This is a genomic window from Paraburkholderia sp. JPY465 (assembly GCF_050436725.1).
GTDB classification, from domain to species: Bacteria; Pseudomonadota; Gammaproteobacteria; order Burkholderiales; family Burkholderiaceae; genus Paraburkholderia; species Paraburkholderia youngii.
In genome coordinates this window covers 2,603,717-2,627,978 of sequence record NZ_JBNDMT010000002.1, presented here as the reverse complement: position 1 = coordinate 2,627,978, position 24,262 = coordinate 2,603,717, and the positions used below count along the sequence as shown (strand labels likewise).

At 64.1% G+C, this 24,262-nt stretch carries 23 protein-coding genes; 10 read left to right on the top strand and 13 right to left on the bottom strand.

The annotated features are described in order from the left end of the window. Positions 1-28: 28 nt before the first annotated feature. The 3 genes from dctA to QFZ94_RS14210 form a co-directional block, all read right to left on the bottom strand. Positions 29-1,387 carry a C4-dicarboxylate transporter DctA gene (gene dctA / locus QFZ94_RS14220; RefSeq protein WP_429457608.1) on the bottom strand — a complete coding sequence of 453 codons (1,359 nt, stop codon included), beginning with the start codon at positions 1,385-1,387 and terminating at the stop codon, positions 29-31. 171 nt (positions 1,388-1,558) lie between these two features. Continuing rightward, entirely contained in the window at positions 1,559-2,734 is a 1,176-nt protein-coding gene (locus QFZ94_RS14215; protein ID WP_429457606.1) for a UxaA family hydrolase, read from the bottom strand. 108 nt (positions 2,735-2,842) lie between these two features. Beyond that, the gene (locus QFZ94_RS14210) at positions 2,843-3,184 is read right to left on the bottom strand and encodes a UxaA family hydrolase (RefSeq protein ID WP_217709839.1); all 342 of its coding nucleotides are present in this window, start codon (positions 3,182-3,184) and stop codon (positions 2,843-2,845) included. Between the two features lie 265 nt (positions 3,185-3,449). Here QFZ94_RS14210 and QFZ94_RS14205 point away from each other — a divergent pair, with 265 nt between their 5' ends. Beyond that, the gene (locus QFZ94_RS14205) at positions 3,450-4,208 is read left to right on the top strand and encodes a GntR family transcriptional regulator (RefSeq protein WP_429457604.1); all 759 of its coding nucleotides are present in this window, start codon (positions 3,450-3,452) and stop codon (positions 4,206-4,208) included. 115 nt (positions 4,209-4,323) lie between these two features. Next, a complete protein-coding gene (locus QFZ94_RS14200; RefSeq protein ID WP_429457602.1) occupies positions 4,324-5,802 on the top strand; it encodes a diguanylate cyclase domain-containing protein in 1,479 nt (492 codons plus the stop codon). A gap of 67 nt (positions 5,803-5,869) precedes the next feature. Here the strand turns inward: QFZ94_RS14200 and QFZ94_RS14195 are convergent, their stop codons facing one another. The 3 genes from QFZ94_RS14195 to QFZ94_RS14185 all read right to left on the bottom strand — a co-directional run bounded on the left by QFZ94_RS14195 (position 5,870) and on the right by QFZ94_RS14185 (position 8,345). After that, positions 5,870-6,172, bottom strand: a complete 303-nt coding sequence (locus QFZ94_RS14195; protein ID WP_368585359.1) for a putative quinol monooxygenase — start codon at positions 6,170-6,172, stop codon at positions 5,870-5,872. A gap of 104 nt (positions 6,173-6,276) precedes the next feature. Continuing rightward, entirely contained in the window at positions 6,277-7,677 is a 1,401-nt protein-coding gene (locus QFZ94_RS14190; protein ID WP_429457600.1) for a heavy metal sensor histidine kinase, read from the bottom strand. Beyond that, positions 7,674-8,345: a heavy metal response regulator transcription factor gene (locus tag QFZ94_RS14185; RefSeq protein ID WP_429457598.1), complete on the bottom strand. Its 672-nt coding sequence runs from the start codon at positions 8,343-8,345 to the stop codon at positions 7,674-7,676. Before QFZ94_RS14185 ends, QFZ94_RS14190 begins: the two co-directional genes overlap by 4 nt. Before the next feature lie 247 nt (positions 8,346-8,592). Here QFZ94_RS14185 and QFZ94_RS14180 point away from each other — a divergent pair, with 247 nt between their 5' ends. From QFZ94_RS14180 to QFZ94_RS14170, 3 genes are read left to right on the top strand one after another with little or no spacing between them, the layout of a single operon-like run. Further along, positions 8,593-9,222: a hypothetical protein gene (locus QFZ94_RS14180; protein ID WP_429457596.1), complete on the top strand. Its 630-nt coding sequence runs from the start codon at positions 8,593-8,595 to the stop codon at positions 9,220-9,222. Positions 9,223-9,265: 43 nt separating this feature from the next. Then, positions 9,266-9,916: a cytochrome b/b6 domain-containing protein gene (locus QFZ94_RS14175; RefSeq protein WP_368585356.1), complete on the top strand. Its 651-nt coding sequence runs from the start codon at positions 9,266-9,268 to the stop codon at positions 9,914-9,916. Next, on the top strand, positions 9,913-10,719 hold the full coding sequence (locus QFZ94_RS14170) for a molybdopterin-dependent oxidoreductase (protein ID WP_429457594.1): 807 nt from the start codon (positions 9,913-9,915) through the stop codon (positions 10,717-10,719). Before QFZ94_RS14175 ends, QFZ94_RS14170 begins: the two co-directional genes overlap by 4 nt. Here QFZ94_RS14170 and QFZ94_RS14165 read toward each other — a convergent pair. Then, positions 10,716-11,684 (bottom strand): AraC family transcriptional regulator, encoded by a 969-nt coding sequence (locus tag QFZ94_RS14165; RefSeq protein ID WP_368585354.1) that lies wholly within the window; start codon positions 11,682-11,684, stop codon positions 10,716-10,718. The genes QFZ94_RS14170 and QFZ94_RS14165 overlap by 4 nt on opposite strands. Before the next feature lie 337 nt (positions 11,685-12,021). Here QFZ94_RS14165 and QFZ94_RS14160 point away from each other — a divergent pair, with 337 nt between their 5' ends. Together QFZ94_RS14160 and QFZ94_RS14155 are read left to right on the top strand one after the other, a co-directional pair. Next, the gene (locus QFZ94_RS14160; RefSeq protein ID WP_368585353.1) at positions 12,022-13,074 is read left to right on the top strand and encodes an NAD(P)-dependent alcohol dehydrogenase; all 1,053 of its coding nucleotides are present in this window, start codon (positions 12,022-12,024) and stop codon (positions 13,072-13,074) included. A 751-nt stretch (positions 13,075-13,825) separates the two neighbouring features. Then, positions 13,826-14,782 (top strand): LysR family transcriptional regulator, encoded by a 957-nt coding sequence (locus tag QFZ94_RS14155; RefSeq protein ID WP_368585352.1) that lies wholly within the window; start codon positions 13,826-13,828, stop codon positions 14,780-14,782. 33 nt (positions 14,783-14,815) lie between these two features. On the opposite strand, the gene QFZ94_RS14150 is transcribed toward QFZ94_RS14155, so the two are convergent. The 6 genes from QFZ94_RS14150 to QFZ94_RS14125 all read right to left on the bottom strand — a co-directional run bounded on the left by QFZ94_RS14150 (position 14,816) and on the right by QFZ94_RS14125 (position 21,257). After that, positions 14,816-15,961 carry a nucleoside hydrolase gene (locus QFZ94_RS14150; RefSeq protein WP_429457591.1) on the bottom strand — a complete coding sequence of 382 codons (1,146 nt, stop codon included), beginning with the start codon at positions 15,959-15,961 and terminating at the stop codon, positions 14,816-14,818. Positions 15,962-16,131: 170 nt separating this feature from the next. Beyond that, positions 16,132-17,613, bottom strand: coding sequence for a glucose-6-phosphate dehydrogenase (gene zwf / locus QFZ94_RS14145; RefSeq protein ID WP_429457589.1), 1,482 nt, complete (start codon positions 17,611-17,613; stop codon positions 16,132-16,134). A gap of 234 nt (positions 17,614-17,847) precedes the next feature. Then, a complete protein-coding gene (gene lhpI, locus QFZ94_RS14140) occupies positions 17,848-18,780 on the bottom strand; it encodes a bifunctional Delta(1)-pyrroline-2-carboxylate/Delta(1)-piperideine-2-carboxylate reductase (protein WP_429457587.1) in 933 nt (310 codons plus the stop codon). 83 nt (positions 18,781-18,863) lie between these two features. Further along, positions 18,864-19,142 carry a hypothetical protein gene (locus tag QFZ94_RS14135; protein WP_368585348.1) on the bottom strand — a complete coding sequence of 93 codons (279 nt, stop codon included), beginning with the start codon at positions 19,140-19,142 and terminating at the stop codon, positions 18,864-18,866. 89 nt (positions 19,143-19,231) lie between these two features. Beyond that, positions 19,232-19,864, bottom strand: coding sequence for a C39 family peptidase (locus tag QFZ94_RS14130; RefSeq protein WP_368585347.1), 633 nt, complete (start codon positions 19,862-19,864; stop codon positions 19,232-19,234). A gap of 52 nt (positions 19,865-19,916) precedes the next feature. Continuing rightward, positions 19,917-21,257: an NAD(P)/FAD-dependent oxidoreductase gene (locus QFZ94_RS14125; protein ID WP_429457584.1), complete on the bottom strand. Its 1,341-nt coding sequence runs from the start codon at positions 21,255-21,257 to the stop codon at positions 19,917-19,919. A gap of 231 nt (positions 21,258-21,488) precedes the next feature. On the opposite strand from QFZ94_RS14125, the gene QFZ94_RS14120 reads away from it, so the two are divergent. The 3 genes from QFZ94_RS14120 to QFZ94_RS14110 all read left to right on the top strand — a co-directional run bounded on the left by QFZ94_RS14120 (position 21,489) and on the right by QFZ94_RS14110 (position 24,252). Then, positions 21,489-21,743: a helix-turn-helix domain-containing protein gene (locus QFZ94_RS14120; RefSeq protein ID WP_410849916.1), complete on the top strand. Its 255-nt coding sequence runs from the start codon at positions 21,489-21,491 to the stop codon at positions 21,741-21,743. Between the two features lies 1 nt (position 21,744). Next, positions 21,745-23,085, top strand: coding sequence for a type II toxin-antitoxin system HipA family toxin (locus QFZ94_RS14115; protein ID WP_368585344.1), 1,341 nt, complete (start codon positions 21,745-21,747; stop codon positions 23,083-23,085). A gap of 312 nt (positions 23,086-23,397) precedes the next feature. Further along, positions 23,398-24,252, top strand: a complete 855-nt coding sequence (locus QFZ94_RS14110; protein ID WP_152853852.1) for a helix-turn-helix domain-containing protein — start codon at positions 23,398-23,400, stop codon at positions 24,250-24,252. Positions 24,253-24,262: the final 10 nt, after the last annotated feature.

Sequence of the window (24,262 nt, the reverse complement as noted above, 5' to 3'; positions counted from 1 at the left end):
CGCTGCGACGCGATGCTCACTTCGCGGCCTATTCGTACAACCCCGTTGCACGAGGCCGACTGGCTTCTTCCTCGCGCGCCTGCTGCGCTTGCGCGGCCTGCGGCTTGCGCACCGGCTGCGCCAATGCCTGCGCCTGCACCTCGCGCGGTGCGGCCAGGAATTCGCGTGCGGCGCTTGCATCGAATGCGCGCTCCCAGCGCGCGACCACCAGCGTCGCGACGACGTTGCCGATCATATTGGTCAGCGCGCGGATCTCGTTGAGCACGCGGTCGACGCCGAGAATCAGCGTGATGCCCGCGACCGGAATGATGTTGTGCGTCGACAGCGTCGCGGTCAACGCGACCAGCGCCGCGCCCGCCACGCCCGCTCCGCCCTTCGACGTCAGCATCAGAACCGCCAGCAAGCCGAGCTGCTGCATCAGCGTCAGATGCGTGTTGGTGGCCTGCGCGATGAACAGCGACGTCATCGTCAGATAGATCGCGGCGCCGTCCAGATTGAACGAGTAGCCGGTCGGCAACACGAGCCCGACGATCGCGCGCGGACAACCCAGGCGCTCGAGCTTTTCCATCAGACGCGGCAGCACGGACTCCGTGGTCGACGTGCCGAGCACGATCAACAGTTCCTCGCGGAAGTACTTCAGCAGCGGCCACAGGCCCACGCCGGCCCAGCGCGCGGCCGCGCCGAGCACGATCGCAATGAACAGGATGCTCGTGATGTAGAAGCACAGAATCAGCAGTCCGAGTTGCTGCAGCGTGCCGATGCCGTATTTGCCGACCGTGAACGCGATCGCGCCGAACGCGCCGAGCGGCGCGAGCCGCATGATCATTTCGACGATGCGCATCAAGGTGTCGCCGAATTGCTCGATGCCGCGCATCAGCAGCCGGCTGCGCTGCGACATGATCGACAGCGCGATGCCGAACAGCACCGAAAACAGCAGCACCTGCAGCAGATCGCCGCGCGCGAACGCGCCGACCACCGAGTTCGGCACGATCATGTCGATCAAGCTCGACGACACCGAGTGCGCATCGGCGACGTAATGCGTGAGCGCATGAGGATCGAGCGATGCGGGATCGATATTGAGTCCCGCACCCGGACGCAACAGGTTCGCGACCACGAGGCCGAGCACCAGCGCGATGCTGGTGACGACCTCGAAGTACAGCAGCGTCTTGAAGCCGACGCGGCCCACCTGCTTCAGGCTTTCCATGCGCGCGATGCCCACGGAAACCGTGCAGAAGATCACCAGCGTAATCAGCATCTTGATGAGGCGAATGAAGGTGTCGCCGAGCGGTTTCATCTGCACGCCGAACATGGGCGCGAATTGACCGACGAGAATGCCAGCCGCAAGTCCGATCAGGACCTGCACGTAGAGATGTTTGAGCACGCGCAAGATGGTGTCTCCTCCACTCGCTGCTGCCAGATGTCGAGCCGGCGCCACTGCCGCATGAGCTGCCGGTCACGGGGGCATGCCTGGCCGCTTCTCCGTGCCGGCATGCGCCGAGAAGGTGGGGACCGCGGCGCGCGAGCCGTGCGGCTCGCTGCGGCGGCCGGGCCGCCCGCGTCAGGCGCTTTCGAACAGACGCGTCAACACGAACTCGCGATGACCGAGCGCTTCGGCCGCGGTGAAACGGCCGTTGATCGTGGCCATCATGCACTGGAGCAGTTTGTCGCCGCTCTCGTCGAGGTTCTGCTCGCGCTGCAGAATGCCGGTCACATCCACGTCGATATGCTCGCCCATCGTGCGGACCGTGCGCGGATTCGCGCAGATCTTGATGACCGGCACGATCGGATTGCCGATCACGTTGCCCTGCCCCGTCGGGAAGAAATGCACGACGAAGCCCGATGCCGCGCACAAGGTCACCATCTCGGCCGCGGCCGACGACGAGTCCATGAACCACAGTCCGGAATGCGTCGGCTCCTCGGCTTTGTCGAGCACGCCGTCGACCATGCACTTCTTGCCGATCTTCTGGATGTTGCCGAGCGCCTTTTCCTCGATCGTCGTCAGGCCGCCCGCGATATTGCCCTTGGTCGGCTGCGACTCGGATAGGTCGTCGGTTTTCCAGCGGTTGATCATGTCCTGGTAGCGGTCGAACATGAACTGGAAGCGGTCACGCACACCGTCGTTTGCGCAGCGCGCGGCGACGATCTGCTCGCCGCCCGTGAGCTCCGAGGTCTCGCCGAACACCAGCGTGGTGCCGAGGCCGTAGAGTTTGTCGAACGCATTGCCGACGGTCGGGTTCGAGCCGCAGCCCGACGTGGTGTCCGACTCGCCGCACTTGGTCGACACCCATAGCTCCGAGATCGGGCACGCCTCGCGATCGAGCGACGTCGCATACTGCACCATTTCCTTCGCGGCCTTCGACGCGCGCATGATCGTGTCGTGATCGCCATGCAGTTCGATGCCGAAGCCCATCACCGGCTTGCCGGTTTTCGCAATACCGTCGACGACACGCTTGGTCCAGCCCTCCTCGATACCGATCACGACCACCGCCGCGACGTTCGGATTGCTGCCCGCGCCGATCAGCGTGCGGAAATGCAGTTCGAGGTCGGCGCCGAATTGCAGCCGCCCATACGGATGCGGCAGCGCCATGGTCCCCTTGATATTGTGTTCGACCGCCTGTGCCGCGGCATTGGACAGATCGTCGACCGGCAGGATGATCACGTGGTTGCGTACACCCACGCGGCCGTTGTCGCGACGATAGCCGCGGAAAGTGGTATCCAGGTCAATCACGCTCATGGTGTCTCTCTCGTGTTCGGGTTGATGCCAGTGAGGGCGGCTCGATGCCGCGAAGCGGGATGCCGCCCAGCGGTATGCGTTAAAGCAGGCAGCAATTGCGCGCGTTGCTCACCAGCGCTTCGTCTTGATGTTGTGCACGTGCGCGTGCTCGCCGGCCTTGATCGGCGCGACCACCTTGCCGATATCGACGCCGTACTTGAACACCGTGTCGCCGACGGCCATGTCCTTCAGCGCGACCTTGTGACCGATCGGAATGTCCTGCTTCGCCGGCACGGTGACGATTGCGTCGTCATCCATGATCCATGCGTTGAGCTGCATGCCCGCCTTGATGCCCTCGACCACCGCCACGCCGACCGTGTCTTTCGCCTCGTGCAGCACGATGTGAATCGTTCTACGTGGCGCCGACGCGCCCGCTGCGGTGTCGTTGATGTCTGCCGTGGGATTGCTCATGAGCGTCTCCATTCGTAGTTTGAATGCGGTGAGGGTGCCGCCGGGCAGCGCAGCCACGTGCGCCGCGGTGAATCGATACTAGGCGCCCACCTACTCAATGTCAACTAGGTCATATAGATGTGTTAGAAGACTGGGAGGTGACCGGTCGCTGTCGCGAATCGCCGACAACATACGATTCATCCAGATGTTTCAGATGACCTGGTCGTTTAGAATCAGGGCAGGTCCAACGCAGGCGAGCTACGACTCGCGTATTCCGGAGGTTTTCATGAGCACGCTCGCGATCAATGCGCCCGCCGTGGGCGCCACACGGTACAAGGAGGTCAAGAGCGCGATTCTCGCGGCGCTCGCGGCCGGCGAATGGAAAGGCGGCGAATGCATTCCTTCGGAAAAGCGCCTCGCCGAACGCTTCGGCGTGTCGATCGGCACACTGCGCAAAGCCATCGACGAACTGTGCGCCGAGAACATTCTGATCCGTCATCAGGGGCTCGGCACCTTCGTGGCGATGCATCAGCGCGACCGGCACTTTTTCCGCTTCTTTCGCATCGTGCGGCGCGACGGCGACAAGGCCTACCCGGTCGTCACGCTGATCGGGTTCAAGAAGGCGCGAGCATCGCGCGAGGCGGCCGTCGCGCTTGGTATCGAGACCGGTGCGCGCGTGCTGCAGTTCGTCAACGGGCTCGCGCTGCATGGCAAGACCGTGCTGATCGAACATATCACCGTGCCCGAAGCGCTCTTTCCCGGCTTGACCGAAAGCAAGCTGCGCAACCGGCCGAACACGCTGTACAACTTCTATCAGGACGGTTTCGGCATCAACGTGGTCGAGACCGATGAGCGTGTGAGCGTTGCGCTCGCCAATGAGCTCGAAAGCGCGCAGCTTGGCGTCGATGTCGGCGCGCCGTTGCTCGAGATTCGACGCATCGCGTACTCGTATCATCGCAGCGCGGTGGAACTGCGCATTTCGCGGCTCAATACCGAGGAATACGAGTACATCGGCACGCGCGCGGCACGCGACGATCAGAAATAGCGGACCACGGTCACTCGCCAGGCACGTCTGCGCAAAAACGACAGGCCAATCGTCTTTCATTTTCGACCGGCGCCAGCCTGTCTAAAATAGCCGCACTTCCGATCCCGAGAACCTCATGCTGGATACCCTCACGAGCGGCTCCGCGCCCATCAACGACGACTCCGGGATGTTCGAACTCGCGCCGGTGTCGCTGTGGCTCGAAGATTTCAGCGGCGTGCGCGCGTTGTTCGATGAATGGCGAGCCGCGGGCGTGACCGATCTGCGCGCCCATTTCGCCGAAGCCCCGCAGCGCGTCGCCGAATGCGCTCACCGCATCCGCGTGATCAAGGTCAATCGCCAGACGCTCGCGCAATTCGAGGCCGCCGATTTCGACACGCTGACGAGCAACCTCGCGTCGGTGTTCCGCGATGACATGCTGAAAACGCACCTCGAAGAGCTGTGCCAGCTCTGGGCCGGACAATCGAACTTCACGAGCCACACGGTCAACTACACGCTCGGCGGACGGCGCCTCGACGTGCTGCTCAAGGGCGCGGTGCTGCCCGGTCACGAGGACCGTTGGGACCGCGTGCTGGTGTCGACCGAAGACATCACCGAGCTCGAAGGCGCGCGGCGCCGTGTCGCGGAGGCGGAAGAATACGCGCGCGGGCTCTTCGAACATTCGCCGGTGTCGCTGTGGGTCGAGGATTTCAGCGCGGTCAAACGCCTGCTCGACGGCGCGCGCGCGGCCGGCATCAACGATTTCCGCGTGTTTACCGACGTCCATCCCGAGTTCGTCGAACGCTGCATGGCGGAAATCCATGTGCTCGACGTCAACCACCACACGCTCGGGATGTTCGGCGCGAAGGACAAGAAGACGCTGCTCGCGCGCCTCGCCGACGTGTTCCGCGACGACATGCGCCCGCATTTCCGCGAACAGTTGATCGACCTGTGGGACAACAAGCTGTTCCAGCAGCGCGAGGTGCTCAACTATTCACTCGACGGCAACGAGGTTCACGTCCACCTGCAATTCTCGGTGCTGCCCGGCCACGAGCGGGACTGGGACCTCGTGCTCGTCGCGCTGACCGACATCACCGCGCGCAAGAAAGCCGAGGCCTACCTCGAATTTCTCGGCAAGCACGACGTGCTGACCAAGCTGCGCAACCGCTCGTTCTATGTGGACGAACTCAACCGGCTGGAACGCAAGGGACCGTGGCCCGTCACGATCATCATGGCCGACCTGAACGGCCTGAAGCGCGTGAACGATCAGCTCGGCCACGCGGCCGGCGACGCGCTGCTGCGGCGTGCCGGCGAAGTGCTCGCGAAGGCGATGGAGTCGCCGTTCCACGCGGCGCGGATCGGCGGCGACGAATTTGCGATCCTGATGCCCGATACCGACGAGCGCGGCGGCGCGGCGATGATCGACGCGATCCGCCAGCTGGTCGAGATGAACAACCAGTTCTATCCGGGCTCGCCGCTGAGCTTCTCGATGGGCGCGGCGACCTGCCAGCGCGGCGACCGGCTGGAAGCGGGCGTGCAGCGCGCCGACCTGCTGATGTACGAGGAAAAGCGCGCGCACTACGACGCGCAGCCGGGCGTGGAGGCGGCGGCGAAGTAACGGCCGAGGGCGTCAGGCGTTCGCCACGCCGGCGCAACGCTCGACGCTCAACCTCGCTCAACCTCGCTCAGCCCGGCAGCTTGGCCGCCAGCACATCCAGCTTGACGATGCCCGGCGGCGACGCGAATAGCTCGCCCGCCTTCTCCATCAACGCGGCCGCGACCTTGCCGTTCAGATGTGCGTTGCGACCGGCTTCGTCGTCGAACGCATCGAAAATGGCGTAGGTCGACGGACCGAGCTTCAGACCGAACCACGCGGCGGTGGCCGGTTCCTGCTCGACGAGCGGCAGGCCGCCGAGCAGAAACGCCTCGACTTCCTTTTCCTTGCCGGGCCTGGCTTCCAGACGGACATACAAAGCGAGCTTGACCATGATGCGACTCCTGGTGAGTTCGGCAGCGAACGGTCCTTTCAAAGCGCTTTGAAAAGTATAGGCGGCGTCGGCTGAAGCGACGCCGGACCTCATGCGCGAGCAAGTCACGCGCCCGGAAAGCGCAGCTCGAAACGCACGACGCCCGGCTGCGGACACACCACACGCGCGCTGCCGCCATGCAGATGCATGATCGCCTTCACGATCGCGAGCCCGAGTCCGTTCGATTCCGTGAACGCGCTGCGCGCCGCGTCGCCGCGATAGAAGCGATCGAACAGCCGGTCGAGTTGCGCGGCCGGAATCGGCTGGCCCTCGTTTTCGACCGTCACCAGCGCGCCCGCCTGGTCCTGCGCGCCGCGCAGGCGCACGATCGTGTCGCCCGCGCCATAACGCACCGCATTGACGACCAGATTGTTGATCGCGCGGCGGCACAGCATCGGATTGGCCGATGCGATGCCTGCCGCGTCGACTTCGAAACGCATGCCGCGTTCGTCGGCCAGGCCTTCGAAATAGTCGGCGATTCTGACGAGCTCGCCATGCAGATCGACCGGCTGCCGCTCGATCGACAGCGCCGCATGATCCGCATGCGCGAGAAACAGAATGTTCTCCGCGATATGGCTCAGGCGATTCAGCTCCTCCAGATTCGATTCGAGCAGTTGCTGATACTCGTCGGGTTCGCGCGGCTGCGCGAGCGCCACCTGGGTCTGGCCGACCAGCGCGCCGACCGGCGTGCGGATTTCGTGCGCGAGATCGGCGGAAAACTGCTGCAGACGTTGATAGCCGTCGGCGAGACGATCGAGCATCGCGTTGAACGCATGCGTGAGTTGACGCAGTTCCAGCGGCGCCGCTCGATCGTCGAGCCGCACCGCCAGATTCGTCGGGGTGATTTGCGCGGCGCGGGTGGCGATCTCGCGCACCGGGCGCAGCGCGCGGCGCAGCACGCAGTAAGCGAGCAGCGTCGCCGCCAGCATGCCGGTCAGCGTCGCCAGCACGATGCGGTTGCGGTACTCGGCCAGCATGCGCATTTCATGTGTCATCGGATGGCCGGCGATCACCTCGACTTCGGTGCCATCCTCGCGCGCTGTCGCGGTTGCAATCGCCCAATGCACCGGCACGCCGTCGGGAAGGTGCGTCCGACGCACGTCGGTGGCGCGCGGCGGATCGCCTGCCGGGGCGGCCGGCAGATCAGGCACCGCGAGTCCGCCCGGATTCACGTCGACGAACGGCGCTTCGCCGGGCCGGCGGAAGATCAGCACGTCCTCCTCCGCGCCGAGCATCGTCTCGAACAGCAGCGGACGCTTTTTCAATTCGCTGACCGAGTAAAGGTCGTGCACGATGCGGCTGAAATGCTCGACGCGGCCGCTCAGCACGACATCGGCGCGGCGTTGCAGCGCGACTTCAGCGGAATGATAGAAATACGCGCCGAGCGAACCGATCACCGCGCAGGCGATCAGCGCGAACAGGAACGTGGTGCGCGCGATCAGCGAGCGTTCGGTCCAGAGTCTCATGCGCCGTCGCCGAACGTGTAGCCGATGCTGCGCACCGTGTGAATCAGCTTCCTCTCGAACGGGTGATCGACCTTCGCGCGCAAGCGCTTGATCGCCACGTCGACCACATTGGTGTCGCTATCGAAGTTCATGTCCCACACTTCCGATGCAATCTGCGAACGCGACAGCGCTTCGCCCTCGCGGCGCACCAGCAGATGCAGCAGCATGAACTCCTTGTTGGTCAGCGGAATGTCGACGCCTTCGCGCGTGACCCGGCGGCGCAACACGTCGAGCTTCAAGTCGGCGACTTCGAACACGTCGCTTTCGCGGATCACGCCACGGCGCAATAACGTGCGAATGCGCAGCACCAGCTCGGTAAACGAGAACGGCTTGACCAGATAGTCGTCGGCGCCGAGTTCGAGACCGCGAATGCGGTCGCTGACCTGATCGCGCGCGGTCAGGAAAATCACCCGCAAATCGCGTCGCGCGCGCAACGCCCGCATGATTTCCCAACCGTCGATGCCGGGCAGCATCACGTCGAGCACGACGAGTTCGTAGTCGTGCCCGAGCGCCAGGTGCAGGCCGTCCGTGCCGGTGCGCGCGAGGTCGACCGCGTAGCCGTTCTCGCGCAGGCCCTTCTTCAGATAGTCGCCGGTTTTCGGATCGTCTTCGATGACCAGAATGCTCATGATGCTCGCCGCTCCTGCGCACGATTCGGCCCGCAAGGCCGCGCTCGCGCGCGCAATAAACGCCTGACGGGAGCGCTCGAGAAAACCTGCGGCGCTCCCCCGGCGGCCATTCTACGTGGCCGCCTTCGGCCATTGATGACGTTTTTGTCATCCTCCCGTCACCTTGATGAGCCGATGCGGCGGCTAGTCTGATCGCACCATCCACCACGCTGCATCCCCTTCCTGGAGTTGCCTGATGAAGACCCGCATGAACACTGTCCGCGCACGCACGCTGCGCGCCCTCGCCGTCCCCGCCCTCGCCGCCGCGCTGTTCGCAACGTCGTTCGCGGCTTCGGCCCAGACTGCCGCGCCGACCGGCGTGCGCGGCACGGTCACGTCGCTGTCGGGCGATCTGCTCAAAGTCCATACGCGCGACGGCCAGGACGTCGACGTGAAGCTTGCCGCCGACACGCCGATTCGCGGCGTCACGCTCGCCAACGTCGCCGACATCAAACCGGACAGCTATGTCGGCACCGCCGCGATTCCGCAGGCCGACGGCACGCTGAAAGCGCTCGAAGTGCATGTGTTCCCGCCGAGCATGCGCGGCTCGGGCGAAGGTCATCGACCGTGGGATCTCGGCGCGAACAGCACGATGACGAACGGCACGGTCGGCTCGCTGGTGGTCAGCAACGGCCGCACGATTACCGTCAAGTACAAGGACGGCGAGAAGAAGATCGTGATTCCGCAGGACGTGCCCATCGTCAGTCTGGAGCCTGGCAGCCGCGCGCTGCTGACGCCCGGCGCGAAGGTCGTGCTGTTTGCGCACAAGGAGGCGGACGGCTCGATGGCGGCGAACTTCATTTCGGCCGGCGAGCATGGCGTGACGCCGCCGATGTAACGCGGCACTTCGTTCGTCTTCCTCCCTCTCGTCTTTGAAGCCAATGCCCGACTCGCAAGCATCTCTGATCGTTCATCCTCTCTTCGTTCGCGTGACGCACTGGATCAACGCGTTCGCGATGGTCTGCATGGTGATGAGCGGCTGGGCGATCTATAACGCGTCGCCGATCTTTCCGTTCCGGTTTCCCGTATGGGCGACGGTCGGCGGATGGCTCGGCGGCTCGATCGCATGGCACTTCGCGGCGATGTGGCTGCTCTGCGTGAACGGGCTGCTGTATCTCGCGTACGGCGTCGCGAGCGGTCATTTGCGTCGCAAGCTGCTGCCGGTGCGTGCCCGCGACGTCGCGCGCGATGCGGCGCTTGCGTTGCGCTTCAGACTGCCGCACGAGACCGGCAGGTACAACGCCGTGCAGCGCGCGTTGTATCTGCTGGTGCTGCTGCTCGGCGTGCTGCTCGTCGCATCCGGACTGTCGATCTGGAAGCCGGTGCAATTCTCGTGGCTGACCGCGCTGTTCGGCGGCTTCGATTTTGCGCGGCGCGTGCATTTCGTCGCGATGGCCGGCGTGGTCGGCTTCGTCGTCGTGCATCTGCTGCTGGTGCTGCTGGTGCCGCGCACGTTGCCGCCGATGTTCACCGGACGCGCCCAGCACGGCACGCCTCGCATCGATCAAGCCCCCCAGAGGACTCGCGCATGAGCGCCCCGCAACGAACCGACACGGCGAACGATACGCACGCCAATACAGACGGCGCGCGCCGCTCACGCATCGTGCTTGCCGAGCACCGGCCGCAAATCGAGCAATTGCAGCGCCGTCTATTTCTGCGCTCGTCGCTATCGATCGGCGCGCTCGCGATGCTGTCCGGCTGCAACCTGCAGGACAACGATTCCGTCGACAAGGTGCTGTGGGCGATGTCGCGCTGGAACGATCGCGTGCAGGCGTGGCTGTTCGATCGCAACAAACTCGCGCCGACCTATGCGGCGCGCGATATCACCGATCCGTTTCCGTTCAACGCTTTCTATCCCGAGTTCGATGCGCCCAATATCGACGGCTCGAGCTTTCGGCTCGAAGTGTCCGGGCTCGTCGCGGACAAGCGAAGCTGGAGTCTCGAGCAGCTGCGCAAGTTGCCGCAGGTTTCGCAGATCACGCGCCACGTGTGCATCGAGGGATGGAGCGCGATCGGACAATGGAGCGGCGTACCGTTTCGCACGTTTCTCCAACTGATCGGCGCCGATTTGAGCGCGCGCTACGTGGGCTTCAAATGCGCGGACCGCTATTACTCGAGCCTCGACATGGCGACCGCGCTGCATCCGCAAACACAATTGACGCTCGATTTCCGCAACGCGCCGCTGCCGGCCAAATACGGTTATCCGCTGAAGCTGCGTGTGCCGACCAAGCTCGGCTTCAAGAACCCGAAGCATATCGCCGCGATCTTCGTGACCAACACGAATCCCGGCGGCTACTGGGAAGATCAGGGCTACAACTGGTTCAGCGGGCTTTAGACCGCGGTCACGTAACGCGGCACCGGCTTGTGCGCGCGCGGCAGCGGCGCATCGTGAGCGGCGCGCATGCGCTTGACTTCGTCGCCGGGACTCAGGCCGAATAGCCGCTTGAACTCGCGGCTGAACTGTGACGCGCTTTCATAGCCGACCCGCGCGGCGGCTGCGCCCGCATTCAGGCCATCCTGCACCATCAACAGACGCGCATGATGCAGACGCGTGGTCTTCACGTACTGCATCGGCGACGTCGCGGTGACCGCCTTGAACTGCGCATGAAACACCGCGAGGCTCATGCCGGCCTCGGCCGCGAGCGTATCGACATCGAGCGAGCCGTGGTAGTCCGCATGGATGCGCCGCAGCGCCTTGGCGATGCGGCCAAAGTGATTCTGATGCGTGAGCGCCGCGCGAATCGCGCCGCCCTGCTCGCCGGTCAACACGCGATAACAGATTTCCCGCACGATGCCAGGGGCGAGGATGCGCGCATCGAGCGGCGATGCGAGTGCTTCCATCAGACGCTTCACTGCGCCGCTCAGCGCGGAATCGAGCGGCGTCGAGTAGATGCCGGCCGGTTCGTGCTGCGCGACACCCTGAGTCTCGTTGAGCGCCATCAGCAACTCGGCGACCATCGTCAGATCGACGCGCACGGAAATGCCGAGAAAAGGCTCCTGTTCGCTTGCTTCGGTCTCGCATTCGAACGGCAACGGCACCGACAGCACCAGGTACTGCTGCGCGTCGTACTGGAACACCTGATCGCCGATAAAGCCGCGCTTGCGTCCCTGGCAGACGATTACGATACTCGGCTCGTACATCACCGGCCTGCGCGCCATCGGCTGATTCGCGCGCAGCAGGTCGACGCCTTCGAGGCTCGAACGCGTGATGCCGGCATTCGGCGCGAGCAGATTGAACAGTTCGAGCACGCGGCGCTGCGCCGCATCGTTCGTAACGGAATCGACAGCTTGAGTGGACATGACGATATGGTGACAGCCAGGAGAATAATGCCTGGAATTTAGCACCAAACAGTGTATCGCGCTGTTCCTCCAGAGTTTTAGGCAAACCTTCAAGACAATCAGGTATTCCACGACGGGTGTCGGACTCCTAAGATGGGAACCCTGCCGGATCGCCCTTTTTGCCGCGCGCAGCGTGCGCGGTCATTGGCCACCATCAATTTGCTCGACGCGGATGTTGGCCACCGATGCACGCTCCCCGATTCCGGTTCATGCTGCGGTCCGCCGCATCCGCAACCCCCTGTTGCGCATCGCCGGCGCGTCGTATGTTGCGCCATCACCCTCTTTGCTGGAGCTACCCATGAGCACGACGTATGCCTATGCAGCGACCGACGCCACCACGCCGCTCGCCCCGTTTGAATTACAGCGCCGCGCACCGCGCGCCCATGACGTGCAGATGGAAGTGCTGTACTGCGGCGTGTGCCATTCCGACCTGCATCAGGCGCGCAACGAATGGAAGAACACGATCTACCCGGTCGTGCCGGGCCACGAAATCGTCGGCCGCGTGACCGCGGTCGGTCCGAATGTGACGAAGTACAAGGTCGGAGAACTGGTCGCGGTCGGCTGTCTGGTCGATTCGTGCCGCACCTGTTCGAGCTGCGCGGAAGGTCTCGAGCAGTATTGCGAGAACGGCTGGGTCGGCACGTACAACGGTGTCGATCGCGTCGACGGACAGATCACGTACGGTGGCTATTCGACGCAACTGGTCGTCGACGAGGCTTTTACGCTGCGCGTGCCGCAGAATCTCGACCCCGCGGGTGTCGCGCCGCTGCTGTGCGCGGGCATCACCACGTATTCGCCGCTGCGCACGTGGGGCGTGGGCCCGGGCAAGAAGGTCGGAATTGTCGGCCTCGGCGGACTCGGCCATATGGGTGTGAAGCTGGCTCGTGCGATGGGCGCGCATGTCGTGCTGTTTACGACGTCGCCGTCGAAGATCGAGGATGCGAAGCGGCTTGGCGCGCATGAAGTCGTTGTTTCGAAGAATCCGCAGGAGATGGAAGCGCACGTGAATAGCTTCGATTTCATTCTCAATACGGTGGCGGCGCAGCACGATCTGAATCCGTTTTTGAATCTGCTGAAGCGCGATGCGACGATGACCCTGGTCGGTGCGCCGGAGCACGATCATCCGTCGCCGCAGGTGTTCAATCTGATTCTCAAGCGGCGGCGCCTTGCCGGTTCGCTGATTGGCGGTATTGCCGAGACGCAGGAGATGCTCGATTTCTGCGGGGAGCATGGCATTACTTCGGATATTGAAATGATTCCGATGCAGAAGATCAATGAGGCTTATGAGCGGATGCTCAAGAGCGATGTGAAGTATCGGTTTGTGATTGATATGGATTCGTTGCGGAAGTAATAGCTGCTTGTTTGCCGCGCAGCGGGTGGCTTTTTTTGCGCCCGCGGCGCGGGGCTCTGTTTTGTTTTGTTTTGTTGTTGTGTTTTCTTTGCCTTCGCGCTTTTTCTTTGTTCTTAGGGTGTTGGCCTTTCCTTGATTTCTTGTCGGTCTATTAGCGTTGCCCCTGTGCGGGGCGGCACCTACTTTCTTTGCTGCTGCAAAGAAAGTAGGCAAAGAAGACAGCTCAAACCGCCAGCTCATAAGCGGGGCCCTCGGTCCGCGTGAGGTAGTGGTGCATCTGGAATCTGTCATCTCGCGCATTCCGCGTTAGTGACAAGGCAGTCATACCTCCGGCGGCGCTGCGCGCGCCGAAGCACTGTTCTCAAACCATTGGTCGGTTTGGCGTGTCGCCGAGACGCAGCCGATGGCCCCACTAACACAAAAAACACACTGGTTTCCCCTGCATACCGGTCCGCGACGCACGTAGTGCGGAGTGGGATGGATGACGGCTTTGTCACTGCCGTCGAATGTGCGGGGGCACGGATTCCAGATGCACCACTGCCGCTCGTGGGGCACGGTGCCCGCTTAAGAATTAGCGGTTTGAGCTGTCTTCTTTGCCTACTTTCTTTGCAGCAGCAAAGAAAGTAGGTGCCGCCCCGCACAGGGGCAACGCCAATAGACCGACAAGAAATCAAGGAAAGGCCAACACCGCAGGAACAACGACAAAAGAACCGCCGCAGGCAAAAAAAGAAACCTCATTTGGAGCATCCCAGTGATCGACAGAATAACTGCAATGCGCACATTCATCCGAATCGTGGACACCAACAGCTTCACCCGCGCAGCGGAGTCATTGAACATTCCGCGTGCAACGGCGACGACGATCGTCCAGAACCTGGAAGCCCTGCTCGGAACAGCGCTATTAGTCCGCACGACGCGCCGCCTGAGCATCACGCCAGAAGGCGCCGCCTACTACGAACGCTGCGCGCAAATACTGGCCGACATCGACGAAATGGAAGCCAGCATCCGCAATTCGACCGACAACCTGACCGGCCGCCTGCGCATAGAAATGCCGAGCGCAGTAGCAAGCGCAATCGTGCTCCCATCGCTAGACGAGTTCCACGCCCTCTACCCGAACCTCGATCTCGCGATCGGCGTCAGCAACCGCACCGTCGATATGGTTTCCGAAGCAATCGACTGCAGCATCCAGCTCGGTGAATTGCCCGATTCCAATCTCGTCGCGCGGCAACTCGGCACCCTCGATCAGGTCACCTGCGCGAGTCCAGCCTATCTGGCTCGCCACGGCACGCCCGTCGATCTCGACGAGCTGCGCGCGCATGTCGCGGTCAACTGCGTGTCGCCGCATAGCGGCCGCGAATGCGACTTCGATTTCGAAGTGGACGGCGAAGCGCGCAAGGTCAAGCTCAATGGCTTCGTGCAGGTCAGCGACGAACAGGCGTACCTCACCTGCGGACTGCAAGGCCTCGGCATGATCCAGCCCGCGCGCATCGCCGCGCAGCCTTACCTCGATTCGGGCTTGCTGCATGAAGTGCTGCCGCAATGGAAACCCGTGCCGATGCCGGTCTCGGTCGCGTACGTGAAAAACCGCCGCGTGTCGCCGCGCGTGCGCGCATTCGTCGATTGGCTCGCCGAGCTGTTCGAGAAGGCCGGCCACGTCGAGCAGGATCTGTCGCGCGTGCGTCAGTTGCTGCGCGGCCTGCATCCCGCGTAAAGCGGGTGCGGGCGCGCGGCGCTCGCGCGTTGATTAGTTCATTGGCCGCACCGGCACCGGCCGCGTCAGCAGATCGACATAGAAATTGAAAAACGCCGGATTATCGAATCGCTTGACGACCGTCATCTTCTGTAAACCCGGCGGCGGCGAACTCGTGTAGCCCGTTGCCTTGCCATCGTTGGCGCCGATGCCCGTATCCACATCCACCCACTCCTCGACGGTCTGCGTCGCGAACGACGGATGCATCAGATACGCGAGCGTCAGCGTGTCCCAGATGTTCGTCGTGTAGTTCGGATTGGTCTCGAAGCCGTTCTTGCCGTCGTAGCCGTAACCGTTCAGCGTCTTGAACAGTTGCGTGATGATGGTCTGCTTCGCCGGATCGTGCGCAATGCGATCGTAAAGCGTCTTGTCCATTTGCACGGTATTCGTTACGTCGAGCGGAATCACCGTCTGTTTGATCGGCAGACGCAGCACCGTTTTCGCCGCTTCGGGATCGAACCACCAGTTGAATTCGGCGGTGGGCGTGGTATTGCCCGGCACGTCGATCGCGCCGCCCATGTAAATGATCTGCTTGATCAGCGGCACGATCTCGGGGTGCTCGCGGGTGGCCAACGCGATGTTGGTCAGCGGGCCGATTGCGAGAATCGTTACCTCGCCCGGAAAGCGTTTCACCGATTCGACGATGAAGTCGATCGCGCTCTGGCTTCGCACCTTCGTGTGCGTCGCGAAGCCGTCTGGCGGCGCGACCAGTTCACTAGCCGATTTCGGCTCCGGCTTGCTCCATGCGCCGATGTAACCGTCGCCGCCCGGGAATTCTTTCAGTTCACGCTGGATCGTCGTGAAGTCGTGCGACAACGCGTAATTGGCGCCCGCATACACGCCGATCTGCTGTTCGACGCCGAGCCGCTCGACCGATTTCAACGCATCGGCAACGCCCTGCTTCAGCCACTGATTGCCGGACACCACGGTAATGCCGAGCACTTTCAGCGAACCCTGCGCCTGCAGTTGCGCTGCCATCACGCCGAGCTGGCCATCGTCGCCGAGCGTGTTGTAGTCGCTGTCGATGATCACCTTCGGCGGATCGCTGCGGGCATTGACACCGTTGCTTGCGTAAGCCGTGAGATTGAGTGTGGTTGCCACGCTTGCCGCCCAGATCAATGCCACGAGAATTCGCCTCATCGATGCCTCGTTTGGAGTGCCGCTGAGTGACGCGGACAAGGAAATCATCATAGGCGCAAGCCCTATGAATGACGAACAATCAACGCGCCAGCGACAGTGCAAGCAAAAGCGGCTCGCGACGCCACTGCAACGTCGCGAGCCGCCTCGTATAGCGTGCTGTCAAAAGCCTGTTACTGCGATTCCTCCGCCCACACGGCGTTCTCCCGCGTCATCAGCGAGGTCGATGCCGCCGGTCCGAACGTGCCCGCCGAATACGAGCGCGGCCGCTCGCCCGACTTCGCCCAGCCGTCGAGAATCGGCTCGGCCCACGCCCATGCCGCTTCGAGTTCGTCGCGGCGCATGAAGTGCGTCAGCCGTCCGCGGATCACGTCGATCAGCAGCCGCTCATAGGCTTCCGCGCGACGCTCGGTGAACGCCTGCTGCAGGTCCAGGTTCAGGTTCACCGGCACCATGTGCATGCCGCTGCCGGGTTCTTTCGCGAGCACCTGCAGCTGGATCGACTCTTCGGGCTGCAACTGGATCACCAGACGATTGCCGTAGGTGCGTCCATTGCTCGGAATGATCGAGAACGGCAGCTCGGAGAATTCGATGACGATCTCCGACAGCTTCTTCTGCATCCGCTTGCCGGTGCGCAGGAAGAACGGCACGTTGGCCCAGCGCCAGTTGTTGATCCGCGCGCGCAATGCGACGAAGGTTTCGGCGCGGCTGCCCGGCGGCACGTTTTCTTCCTCGAGGTAGCCCTTGACCGCCTCCCCATCGACCGCGCCCGCCGTGTACTGGCCGCGCACCGTGTCGCGCGCGATGTCCTCGGGCGTCATCGGCCGCAGCGAGCGCAGCACCTTCAGCTTTTCGTCGCGCACCGCGTCGGGATCGAGCGACACCGGCGGCTCCATCGCGACGATGCACAGCAGTTGCAGCAGGTGGTTCTGCACCATGTCGCGCAGCGCGCCGGTCTTGTCGTAGAACCCCGCGCGAGTGCCCACGCCGACCGTTTCGGCCACCGTGATCTGCACGCTCTTGATGTACGGCGCCTGCCACAGCGGCCCGAAAATCGGATTGCCGAAGCGCAGCACCATCAGGTTCTGCACGGTTTCCTTGCCGAGGTAGTGGTCGATCCGGTAGATCTGCGATTCTTCGAAATGCCTGCCGACCGCGTTGTTGATTTCCTGCGCGGACGCGAGATCGTGGCCGAGCGGCTTTTCGAGCACCACGCGCGAATGGCTGTCGACGAGCCCGGCCGCCGACAGGTTGTCGCAGATATTGGTGAACAGATCCGGCGACGTCGCCAGATAGAACACACGGTTCACGCCGTCGCGCGACGCTTCCTTCAGGCGCAGGTAGTCCTCGCGCGAATCGACGTCCATCCGCACGTATTCGAAAATCGCGAGAAATTTGTCCCACGCGGATGCATCGAACGCCTTCTTGTCGATGAAGGGCTTGGCCTTCTGCTCCATGAATTCGCTGATGTATTCCTCGCGCGACCAGGGCTTGCGCCCGATCGTCAGAATGCGGGTGTCCGGCGGCAGATTGCAGTGCAGATGCGCCATATACAGCGCGGGCAGCAGCTTGCGGAACGACAGGTCGCCGGTGCCGCCGAAGATGATCATGTCGAGCGGCAGGTCGGGTGTGGCAGGAGCTTGTTGGGTCGTCATGGCACGGTCGCAGCGTCTAGGGGGAAGGCGTCGATCAGGAATCGGCGGCGGGCGGACGGGCTAAAGCTCACGTCCGGTATGGCGCTTTTTCCGGCAAACATCTATGGTGCAACGTTTTGAGATAGTTTGCACGGCAACATCTGCCGCAGGTTAGCGCAAGTTGCCAAGCTTGCGCGCCACATGGTTGTTTTTTCGGGATATTTTGCGTGATTTTGGCGGGTGGACCGCTAACGATCAGCCGCGCGCCAGCGCCTCTCGCGCGACCCGGCACGCGGCCAGATCCCACGCCGCGCAGCCGACGCTCTTGAACACCACGGGTCCCGCCGGCACCGGCTGCGTCTCACCGAGCACCGCGGCGATCGCGCCCACCCGCGCCCAGTCAACGCCGGCCTGAATGAAATCGCCGGCCTCGTGCTTGGCGCCGGCCTCGTCGTCGACGTACAGCGCGCTGCCCGCGATCGTCGTCGCGCCGATCTCGACCATCTGCGGCGTGAAAGCGCCGACGCCGATCACGAGCCGCTCCGCGCGCGCCGTCTCGTCGTAGACCGGCTGTTTGCTGGTGGTCAACGCAATCACGACCTCGACCGAAGCCGGAATCGTCGCGCCGCCTTCCGCGAGCGGCCGCAACTCACGCACCTTGCCGCGCTGCGCCGCGCAGAACGCCTCGGCGCGCGCGGGCGCGCTGCCCTTGACCCACACGAGCGCGTCCGGAAACAGTTCGCCGATCGCTTGCAGATGATTGAGCGCCTGCGTGCCGGTGCCTATCAGCAGGAATTCGCGCGGCGTGCTCGCGGCGAACGTCGCGATGCCGAGCATCGACATCGCCGCGGTCCGGCGGCCCGTCACGGTCGGACCGTCGAGGACGAACAGCGTCTCGCCGGTATCGGCATCGAAGGCCATGACCTGGCCGTGGATCGTCGGCAGATCGCGCGCGCCGTTGGTCGCGCACACGTTGACGAGCTTGTGGATCGCCAGATCGGGCGCGGTGGCGGGCATCGACAGCATGATGCCGCCGGCATTCAGCGGCACGACGAGCCGCTCGGGGCTCACGATGCGTCGTTGCGCGTAGTCGATGCTTGCGCGCCGTAATGCGTCGACAAGCGCTGCAAAAGGCATCAGCCGCGCGGTGGCGGCGGCGTCGAAGATCTGCGTGGTCGGGCGGGTCATGGGCGGGACGGTCCAATGCTGGATCAAGTGGGCATGGCGTCACCGTAACCGAGCGCAGAAAAATTGACTAGTCGTGTGGGCGTCTACTTGCCGCCGTTACCGTCGCGGTTCTGGTCGCGGTTCTGATCTCCGTTCTTGCCGTTGCCGTTGCCGAACATCGCCCGACACGCGGGGCTCAGTTCGTCGAGGTGCCGCTTCATGCAGGCGATGATCTTCGCCCGGTGCGGAATCTCCGAAGCGCAAAAATGGAACGCATCGTGACGGCACGCATGGGCCTGTTCTTCGCGGGTCGCGGCATGCGCGGCGCCGGCAGCGTCGAGCACGACGAGGCCGGCAGCAAGCAGACGGAAAGCTCGATTCATGGAAGATCCGATCGGTCGCACGTTGAAGATGCTGCATTAGCAGGAAACAGACCCGAATCGCGAACGCCGCGTCATGCCCGGCGCGCCAGCTAGCTCGTGCTGCGGCCGAGCGTCATCCCACGCCCTGCATAGAAACGCGACATCGTCGTGAACGGCAGGTACACGTCGGACTGGTGCGGCGCGACGCCCGACGGGTTATGGAACCACACGCCGTCGCGATCCCGCCCGTGCAGCAGGATCAGATGACCGCCCCGCTGCCGGTTCGGCCGCTCCGGATAGCGGATCTCGGGGCTCACCGACACGATCGCGAGCGTATCGGCGTCGAGCCGCGCCGCGATCTCCTCGAGCGACGCCTGCGGCAGCACGTCGATGTCGAGGCCGAAGGCCGGGCCCGCCCAGTCGGCGAACGGCCGGTAGATCAGACCGTCGACGCCGCCATCGTCGCGCAGCCGATACACGCCGTGCCGCAGCGCGTCGTCGAGCAATGCGGCGCGCGGCGCGTGATCGATGCCCCAGTAGTCGAGCGCCGATTCGAGGCACGTCAGCCCGCACAGGCGTTGCGCCCAGAAACGATAGCGCTCGGGGTCGGCGAAACCGCTGCGCTGCCAGTGCGGGTCTTCGCACGGATCGCGCTGCCGTTCGACGATGTCGCGCACCCACTCGGGGCTGCCCCATTGCGTGTAGTACGGAACATCGGCGTGGCGGAGAACGGGTTCGGTCATCGGTGGTATCGGTCGGGTTGAGTTGGGTTGGGTTGGGTCGCGTTGCGCGCGGTTACAGCATGCTGCGCGGCCGCTTCATCGTGCCGTCGAAGAAACGCTGCAAACGGAACGCCGACAGATCGAGCGACGCGTTGCCGCCATCGTTGAGTTCAGCGAGCAGCTTGCCGACGATCGGCCCCATCGCGAACCCATGTCCGCAGAAGCCGGTCGCGATCGTCAGGCCTGGGACCTGCGGCGGCGCATCGATGACCGGAATGCCATCGGGCAACACGTCGATCAGCCCGGCCCACGCCTCCACCACCTGGGCGTCGCGCAACGCCGGAAACAGCGCGCGCAGCTTTTCCAGCGCGCGCGGCGCGTGGCTCGGATTCGGCTGCGGATGCGGGTCGCGCGGATAAATCCCACGTTCGGCGTCGGGCACGCCGCCGGGCAGACGCTCGCGCAGATCGCGCAGACAGGCGCCGTTCAGATGGAAGCTGAACTTCTCGCGCTGGGTCCACAGCTCGGGCAGAAACCATTTGAGCGCGCGGAAATGGCCGAGCGTCATGTCGACGTCGACCTGCATGTCGTCGGCGAGGTTGATCGCGCCGTTCGCGCGCTGACGGATGCCGAGGCCGTGGCCCCAGAACGTCGACGCCGTGATCGGCGGCAGCGGATTGGTGCGCATGCAGGTACCGCGCACCGCCTGCTGCGGCAGTTCGAGACCGAGCGTCCTGAGGAGCCGCCAGCTGCTCGCGCCGGCCGCGCAGATGAGACGCGAGGTACGAATCGTGCCGCGCTCGGTGACCACACCGGCGATCGCGCCGCCCGCGCGTTCGACGCCCACCACGCCGCAGCCCTCGAAAAACAGCGCGCCGGCTTCGGCCGCGCGGGCGGCGAACGCCGCGGCGGCACGGCGCGGTTCGGCCTGGCCGTCGCTCGGCGTGTACAGGCCGCCGAGCGCGGGGCCCTGCATGCCGCTGACGACGGCGTCGATCTGCCCGCGGTCGAGCGTGCGGGTGTCGAGGCCATACTGACGCGCGACTTCGAGCCATTGCTGGAACGAAGTCCAGTCTTCGTCATTGGTCGCGACGTACAGGCAACCGCCCTGGCGCCATTCGAGATCGAAATTCAGCTCACGCTCGAGTTCTTTCCACAATGGAATGCTCGCCATCATCAGCGGCACCTCGGCGGCCTCGCGACCCTGCTGACGCACGAAGCCCCACGCGCGCGACGACTGCTGCCCGGCGATCCGCGACTTGTCGAGCACCACCGCCGACAGGCCGCGCCGCGCCAGGTAATAAGCGGCCGCGCAGCCCATGATGCCGGCACCGGCGATCACGACGTCGGCGCGGCTGGGAAACGGTTGGTCGGCGGGCGTGAAGGTCGAGTGCAGCGGGTAAGTCGTGGTCATTGGTTGGGCGGGTTGGAGACGTGGGCGTCATCTTCGCAGTGGCGGCCATTGTCCGCAATGCCGCGTGAGTTCGGCACCGCTGCAGGTCGCAGCCGGGACGGCACGCCGGCTCCTGGCGGAATCCCGAGTTATCCGTTAAACGGATATTCGTCGATTATCTGTCACGCAAATATTTGACAAATATTCGTGTAACGCATAAATTGCGTTTATTCGTCTCTCAGATAATCCGCCATGCTCCATCTGATCACCACGTCGGACCAGCTCGCGCAGCTGCTGGCGGCCAGCCGCCGCCAGGCCGGCTTCACGCAGACCGAGGCGGCCGCGCGCGTCGGCGTGAGCCAAAGCCGCATTTCCGCGCTCGAAACCGATGCGAGCGGGCTCACGCTCACCCAGCTGCTCGCGCTGTGCGGCGTCTACGGCCTGCAACTGCAGTTGCGCGACAAAAATCAGCCGGGCGCCGAGCCGGCGCCGAACGTCGAGTGGTGAGATGGCCCGGCAAACCGCCTCGAAGGCATTGTCGGTGTGGGCCAACGGCGAGCGCGTCGGCGTCTGGCGCCTGCCCGCGCGCGGCCCGATGGAGTTCGCCTACGACGCCGCCTGGATCGCGTCGCCCGCGGGTCGTCCGCTGTCGCTGTCGCTGCCGTTCACACCCGGCAACATGACGCACAAAGGGCCGCGGGTGCTCAACTACTTCGACAACCTGCTGCCCGACAGCGACGCTATCCGCAAACGCATCGCGCAGCGCTACCGGACCGAAACGCTCGACGCGTTCGACCTGCTGCGGGCCATCGGCCGCGACTGCGTCGGCGCGGTCCAGCTGCTCGGCGAAGACGACGCGCCGGCCGGGGTTCAGCGCATCGAAGGCACGCCGCTTTCCGACGACGACATCGAGGCGCTGCTCGCGCAAACGGTGGGCAAACCGACGCTCGGCGCGCCCGACGAACCCGACGACTTCCGCATCTCGCTCGCCGGCGCGCAGGAGAAAACCGCGCTGCTGTGGCACGACGGCCAGTGGCAGCGGCCGCACGGCGCGACCCCGACCACGCATATCTTCAAGCTGCCGTTGGGGCTGGTCGGCAACCGGCTCGCCGATCTGAGCACGTCGGTCGAAAACGAGTGGCTGTGCATGCGGATTCTGCGCGCGTTCGGCCTGCCGGTCGCGAACACCGAGGTGCTCAGCTTTGGCCGGCAGCGCGTGCTCGCCGTCGAACGCTTCGACCGGCAGATGCATTCGAGCGGCACCTGGCTATTGCGTTTGCCGCAGGAAGACTTCTGCCAGGTGTACGGCGTGCCGTCGCATCGCAAGTACGAGAACGAGGGCGGCCCCGGCGTGCTCGACCTCGCGCGGATTCTGCAGCAGTCGGTCGACGCGCGGCAGGACCTCGAGACCCTGCTCGCGAGCCAGATCCTGTTCTGGATGCTGGCCGCGCCGGACGGCCACGCGAAGAACTTCAGCATCCGTCTGCTCGCGGGCGGCCAGTACCGTCTGACGCCGCTTTACGACGTAATGTCGATCTGGCCGGTCGAAGGCAATGGCCCGAACCAGTGGTCGTGGTACAAGGCACGGCTCGCGATGGGTCTGTGGTCGCGCAGCAAGCACGATGCGTTTCGCGATGTGCAGCGGCGTCATTTCAACGCGATGGCGTTGAAGTGTTCGTACGGCGCCAACGCCGAACCGCTGATCCAGCGTCTGATCGAACAGACGCCCGGCGTGATCGAGCGGGTGTCGGCGGAATTGCCCGAGCGCTTTCCGGGCAAGGTCGCCGAGCGGATTTTTAAAGGACTTCAAAACTCGGCGGCCCGGCTCGACACGATGCCGGCAAGCTGAACGCTTCGCGGCCGGAAGCCGGAACCGTTGGCTTGCGCACAACTCATTCGTGGATTCCCTACGGTTTCGTCATCGTTTCACCGGTAGAATGCTTTTTAATGCTCAATGCATCAAAAGTCACCCGCGCGACGGCTGCGTCGCTTGCATTAGCGGCCTCGGCGACGGTCTGACAAAATCATAAACAGTGAATTTTTTTACGGTACATTTGCTGTCCCCGCGTGGCCGATTCATGCGCATTGCATGCGCAAGGTCGGTTTGCGCCTGTCGACCGCGTACCACTTGTACCTTTTAACTCGCGGATTTTCACGCCGTATGGCCAACGAAACACACTCACCGGACTCCATCGCGGTTGCCGAGCGCGTGCGCGAGTTGATGAGCCGGCATGGAATCGGCAAGCGCCAGCAAACCACGGAGCTATGCCGCATCCTCGATCTGAGTTTTTCTCAGGGGCACCGCAAACTGCGCGGCAATAGCCCATGGACGCTGTCGCAGATCAAGAAAGTCGCCGAGGTATTCGACGAACCGGCGGCGCAGCTGTTCGGCGCGCAGTCGCTCGATCCGGGCGTGGTCGGCGCGATCGCCCAGGAGGCGGTGTTCTGCATCGGCGCGACCGAAATCGCCTGTACCGCGTGGGTCGGCGCCGCGCTGGAACCGGGCAGCCGTCCGGAGTTCGTCGCCTATTCGCGGCTCGGTCAATGGCGTGTCTCGCGTCATGATGGCGCGCTGTATCAGAGCGCCTATGAAGTCCACAAGATCGAGATCTACCCGCGCCGCGCCGAAACCGACAAGCCTGCGATCGCGGTCGTCGACGACGATTGCGCGAGCGCCGATAACCTGCGCGACTATCTGGAGCGCAGCGGCTTCACGGCGGTCGCGATCTATGGGCTCGCCGCCTTCAGCGAGCAGTTGCAAACGCAGGTGTTCGACGGCGTGATCATCGACTGGCTGTTCGGCTCGCAGACCTCGGCGGCCGCGATTCGCGCGGTGCGCGCGTCGGAGAACCCGGACGCGCCGATCTTCGTGCTGACCGGCGAGCTGCTGACCGGCAAGGCCAGCGAATCGGAGATCAGCGAGGTGATCCGCGATTACGACGTCGCGTGCTATGAGAAGCCCGCGCGCATGGCGATCCTCGTCGCCGATCTGTCGAAACGGCTGAACCGCCCCTGAACCGCGCGCG

What these genes read in the sequence shown, in the direction of transcription:
- QFZ94_RS14215 (WP_429457606.1), bottom strand. Translation starts at nt 2,734, where the DNA reads ATGAGCGTGATTGACCTGGATACCACTTTCCGCGGCTATCGTCGCGAC.
- QFZ94_RS14210 (WP_217709839.1), bottom strand. Translation starts at nt 3,184, where the DNA reads ATGAGCAATCCCACGGCAGACATCAACGACACCGCAGCGGGCGCGTCG.
- QFZ94_RS14205 (WP_429457604.1), top strand. Translation starts at nt 3,450, where the DNA reads ATGAGCACGCTCGCGATCAATGCGCCCGCCGTGGGCGCCACACGGTAC.
- QFZ94_RS14200 (WP_429457602.1), top strand. Translation starts at nt 4,324, where the DNA reads ATGCTGGATACCCTCACGAGCGGCTCCGCGCCCATCAACGACGACTCC.
- QFZ94_RS14195 (WP_368585359.1), bottom strand. Translation starts at nt 6,172, where the DNA reads ATGGTCAAGCTCGCTTTGTATGTCCGTCTGGAAGCCAGGCCCGGCAAG.
- QFZ94_RS14190 (WP_429457600.1), bottom strand. Translation starts at nt 7,677, where the DNA reads ATGAGACTCTGGACCGAACGCTCGCTGATCGCGCGCACCACGTTCCTG.
- QFZ94_RS14185 (WP_429457598.1), bottom strand. Translation starts at nt 8,345, where the DNA reads ATGAGCATTCTGGTCATCGAAGACGATCCGAAAACCGGCGACTATCTG.
- QFZ94_RS14180 (WP_429457596.1), top strand. Translation starts at nt 8,593, where the DNA reads ATGAACACTGTCCGCGCACGCACGCTGCGCGCCCTCGCCGTCCCCGCC.
- QFZ94_RS14175 (WP_368585356.1), top strand. Translation starts at nt 9,266, where the DNA reads ATGCCCGACTCGCAAGCATCTCTGATCGTTCATCCTCTCTTCGTTCGC.
- QFZ94_RS14170 (WP_429457594.1), top strand. Translation starts at nt 9,913, where the DNA reads ATGAGCGCCCCGCAACGAACCGACACGGCGAACGATACGCACGCCAAT.
- QFZ94_RS14165 (WP_368585354.1), bottom strand. Translation starts at nt 11,684, where the DNA reads ATGTCCACTCAAGCTGTCGATTCCGTTACGAACGATGCGGCGCAGCGC.
- QFZ94_RS14160 (WP_368585353.1), top strand. Translation starts at nt 12,022, where the DNA reads ATGAGCACGACGTATGCCTATGCAGCGACCGACGCCACCACGCCGCTC.
- QFZ94_RS14150 (WP_429457591.1), bottom strand. Translation starts at nt 15,961, where the DNA reads ATGAGGCGAATTCTCGTGGCATTGATCTGGGCGGCAAGCGTGGCAACC.
- zwf (WP_429457589.1), bottom strand. Translation starts at nt 17,613, where the DNA reads ATGACGACCCAACAAGCTCCTGCCACACCCGACCTGCCGCTCGACATG.
- lhpI (WP_429457587.1), bottom strand. Translation starts at nt 18,780, where the DNA reads ATGACCCGCCCGACCACGCAGATCTTCGACGCCGCCGCCACCGCGCGG.
- QFZ94_RS14135 (WP_368585348.1), bottom strand. Translation starts at nt 19,142, where the DNA reads ATGAATCGAGCTTTCCGTCTGCTTGCTGCCGGCCTCGTCGTGCTCGAC.
- QFZ94_RS14130 (WP_368585347.1), bottom strand. Translation starts at nt 19,864, where the DNA reads ATGACCGAACCCGTTCTCCGCCACGCCGATGTTCCGTACTACACGCAA.
- QFZ94_RS14125 (WP_429457584.1), bottom strand. Translation starts at nt 21,257, where the DNA reads ATGACCACGACTTACCCGCTGCACTCGACCTTCACGCCCGCCGACCAA.
- QFZ94_RS14120 (WP_410849916.1), top strand. Translation starts at nt 21,489, where the DNA reads ATGCTCCATCTGATCACCACGTCGGACCAGCTCGCGCAGCTGCTGGCG.
- QFZ94_RS14115 (WP_368585344.1), top strand. Translation starts at nt 21,745, where the DNA reads ATGGCCCGGCAAACCGCCTCGAAGGCATTGTCGGTGTGGGCCAACGGC.
- QFZ94_RS14110 (WP_152853852.1), top strand. Translation starts at nt 23,398, where the DNA reads ATGGCCAACGAAACACACTCACCGGACTCCATCGCGGTTGCCGAGCGC.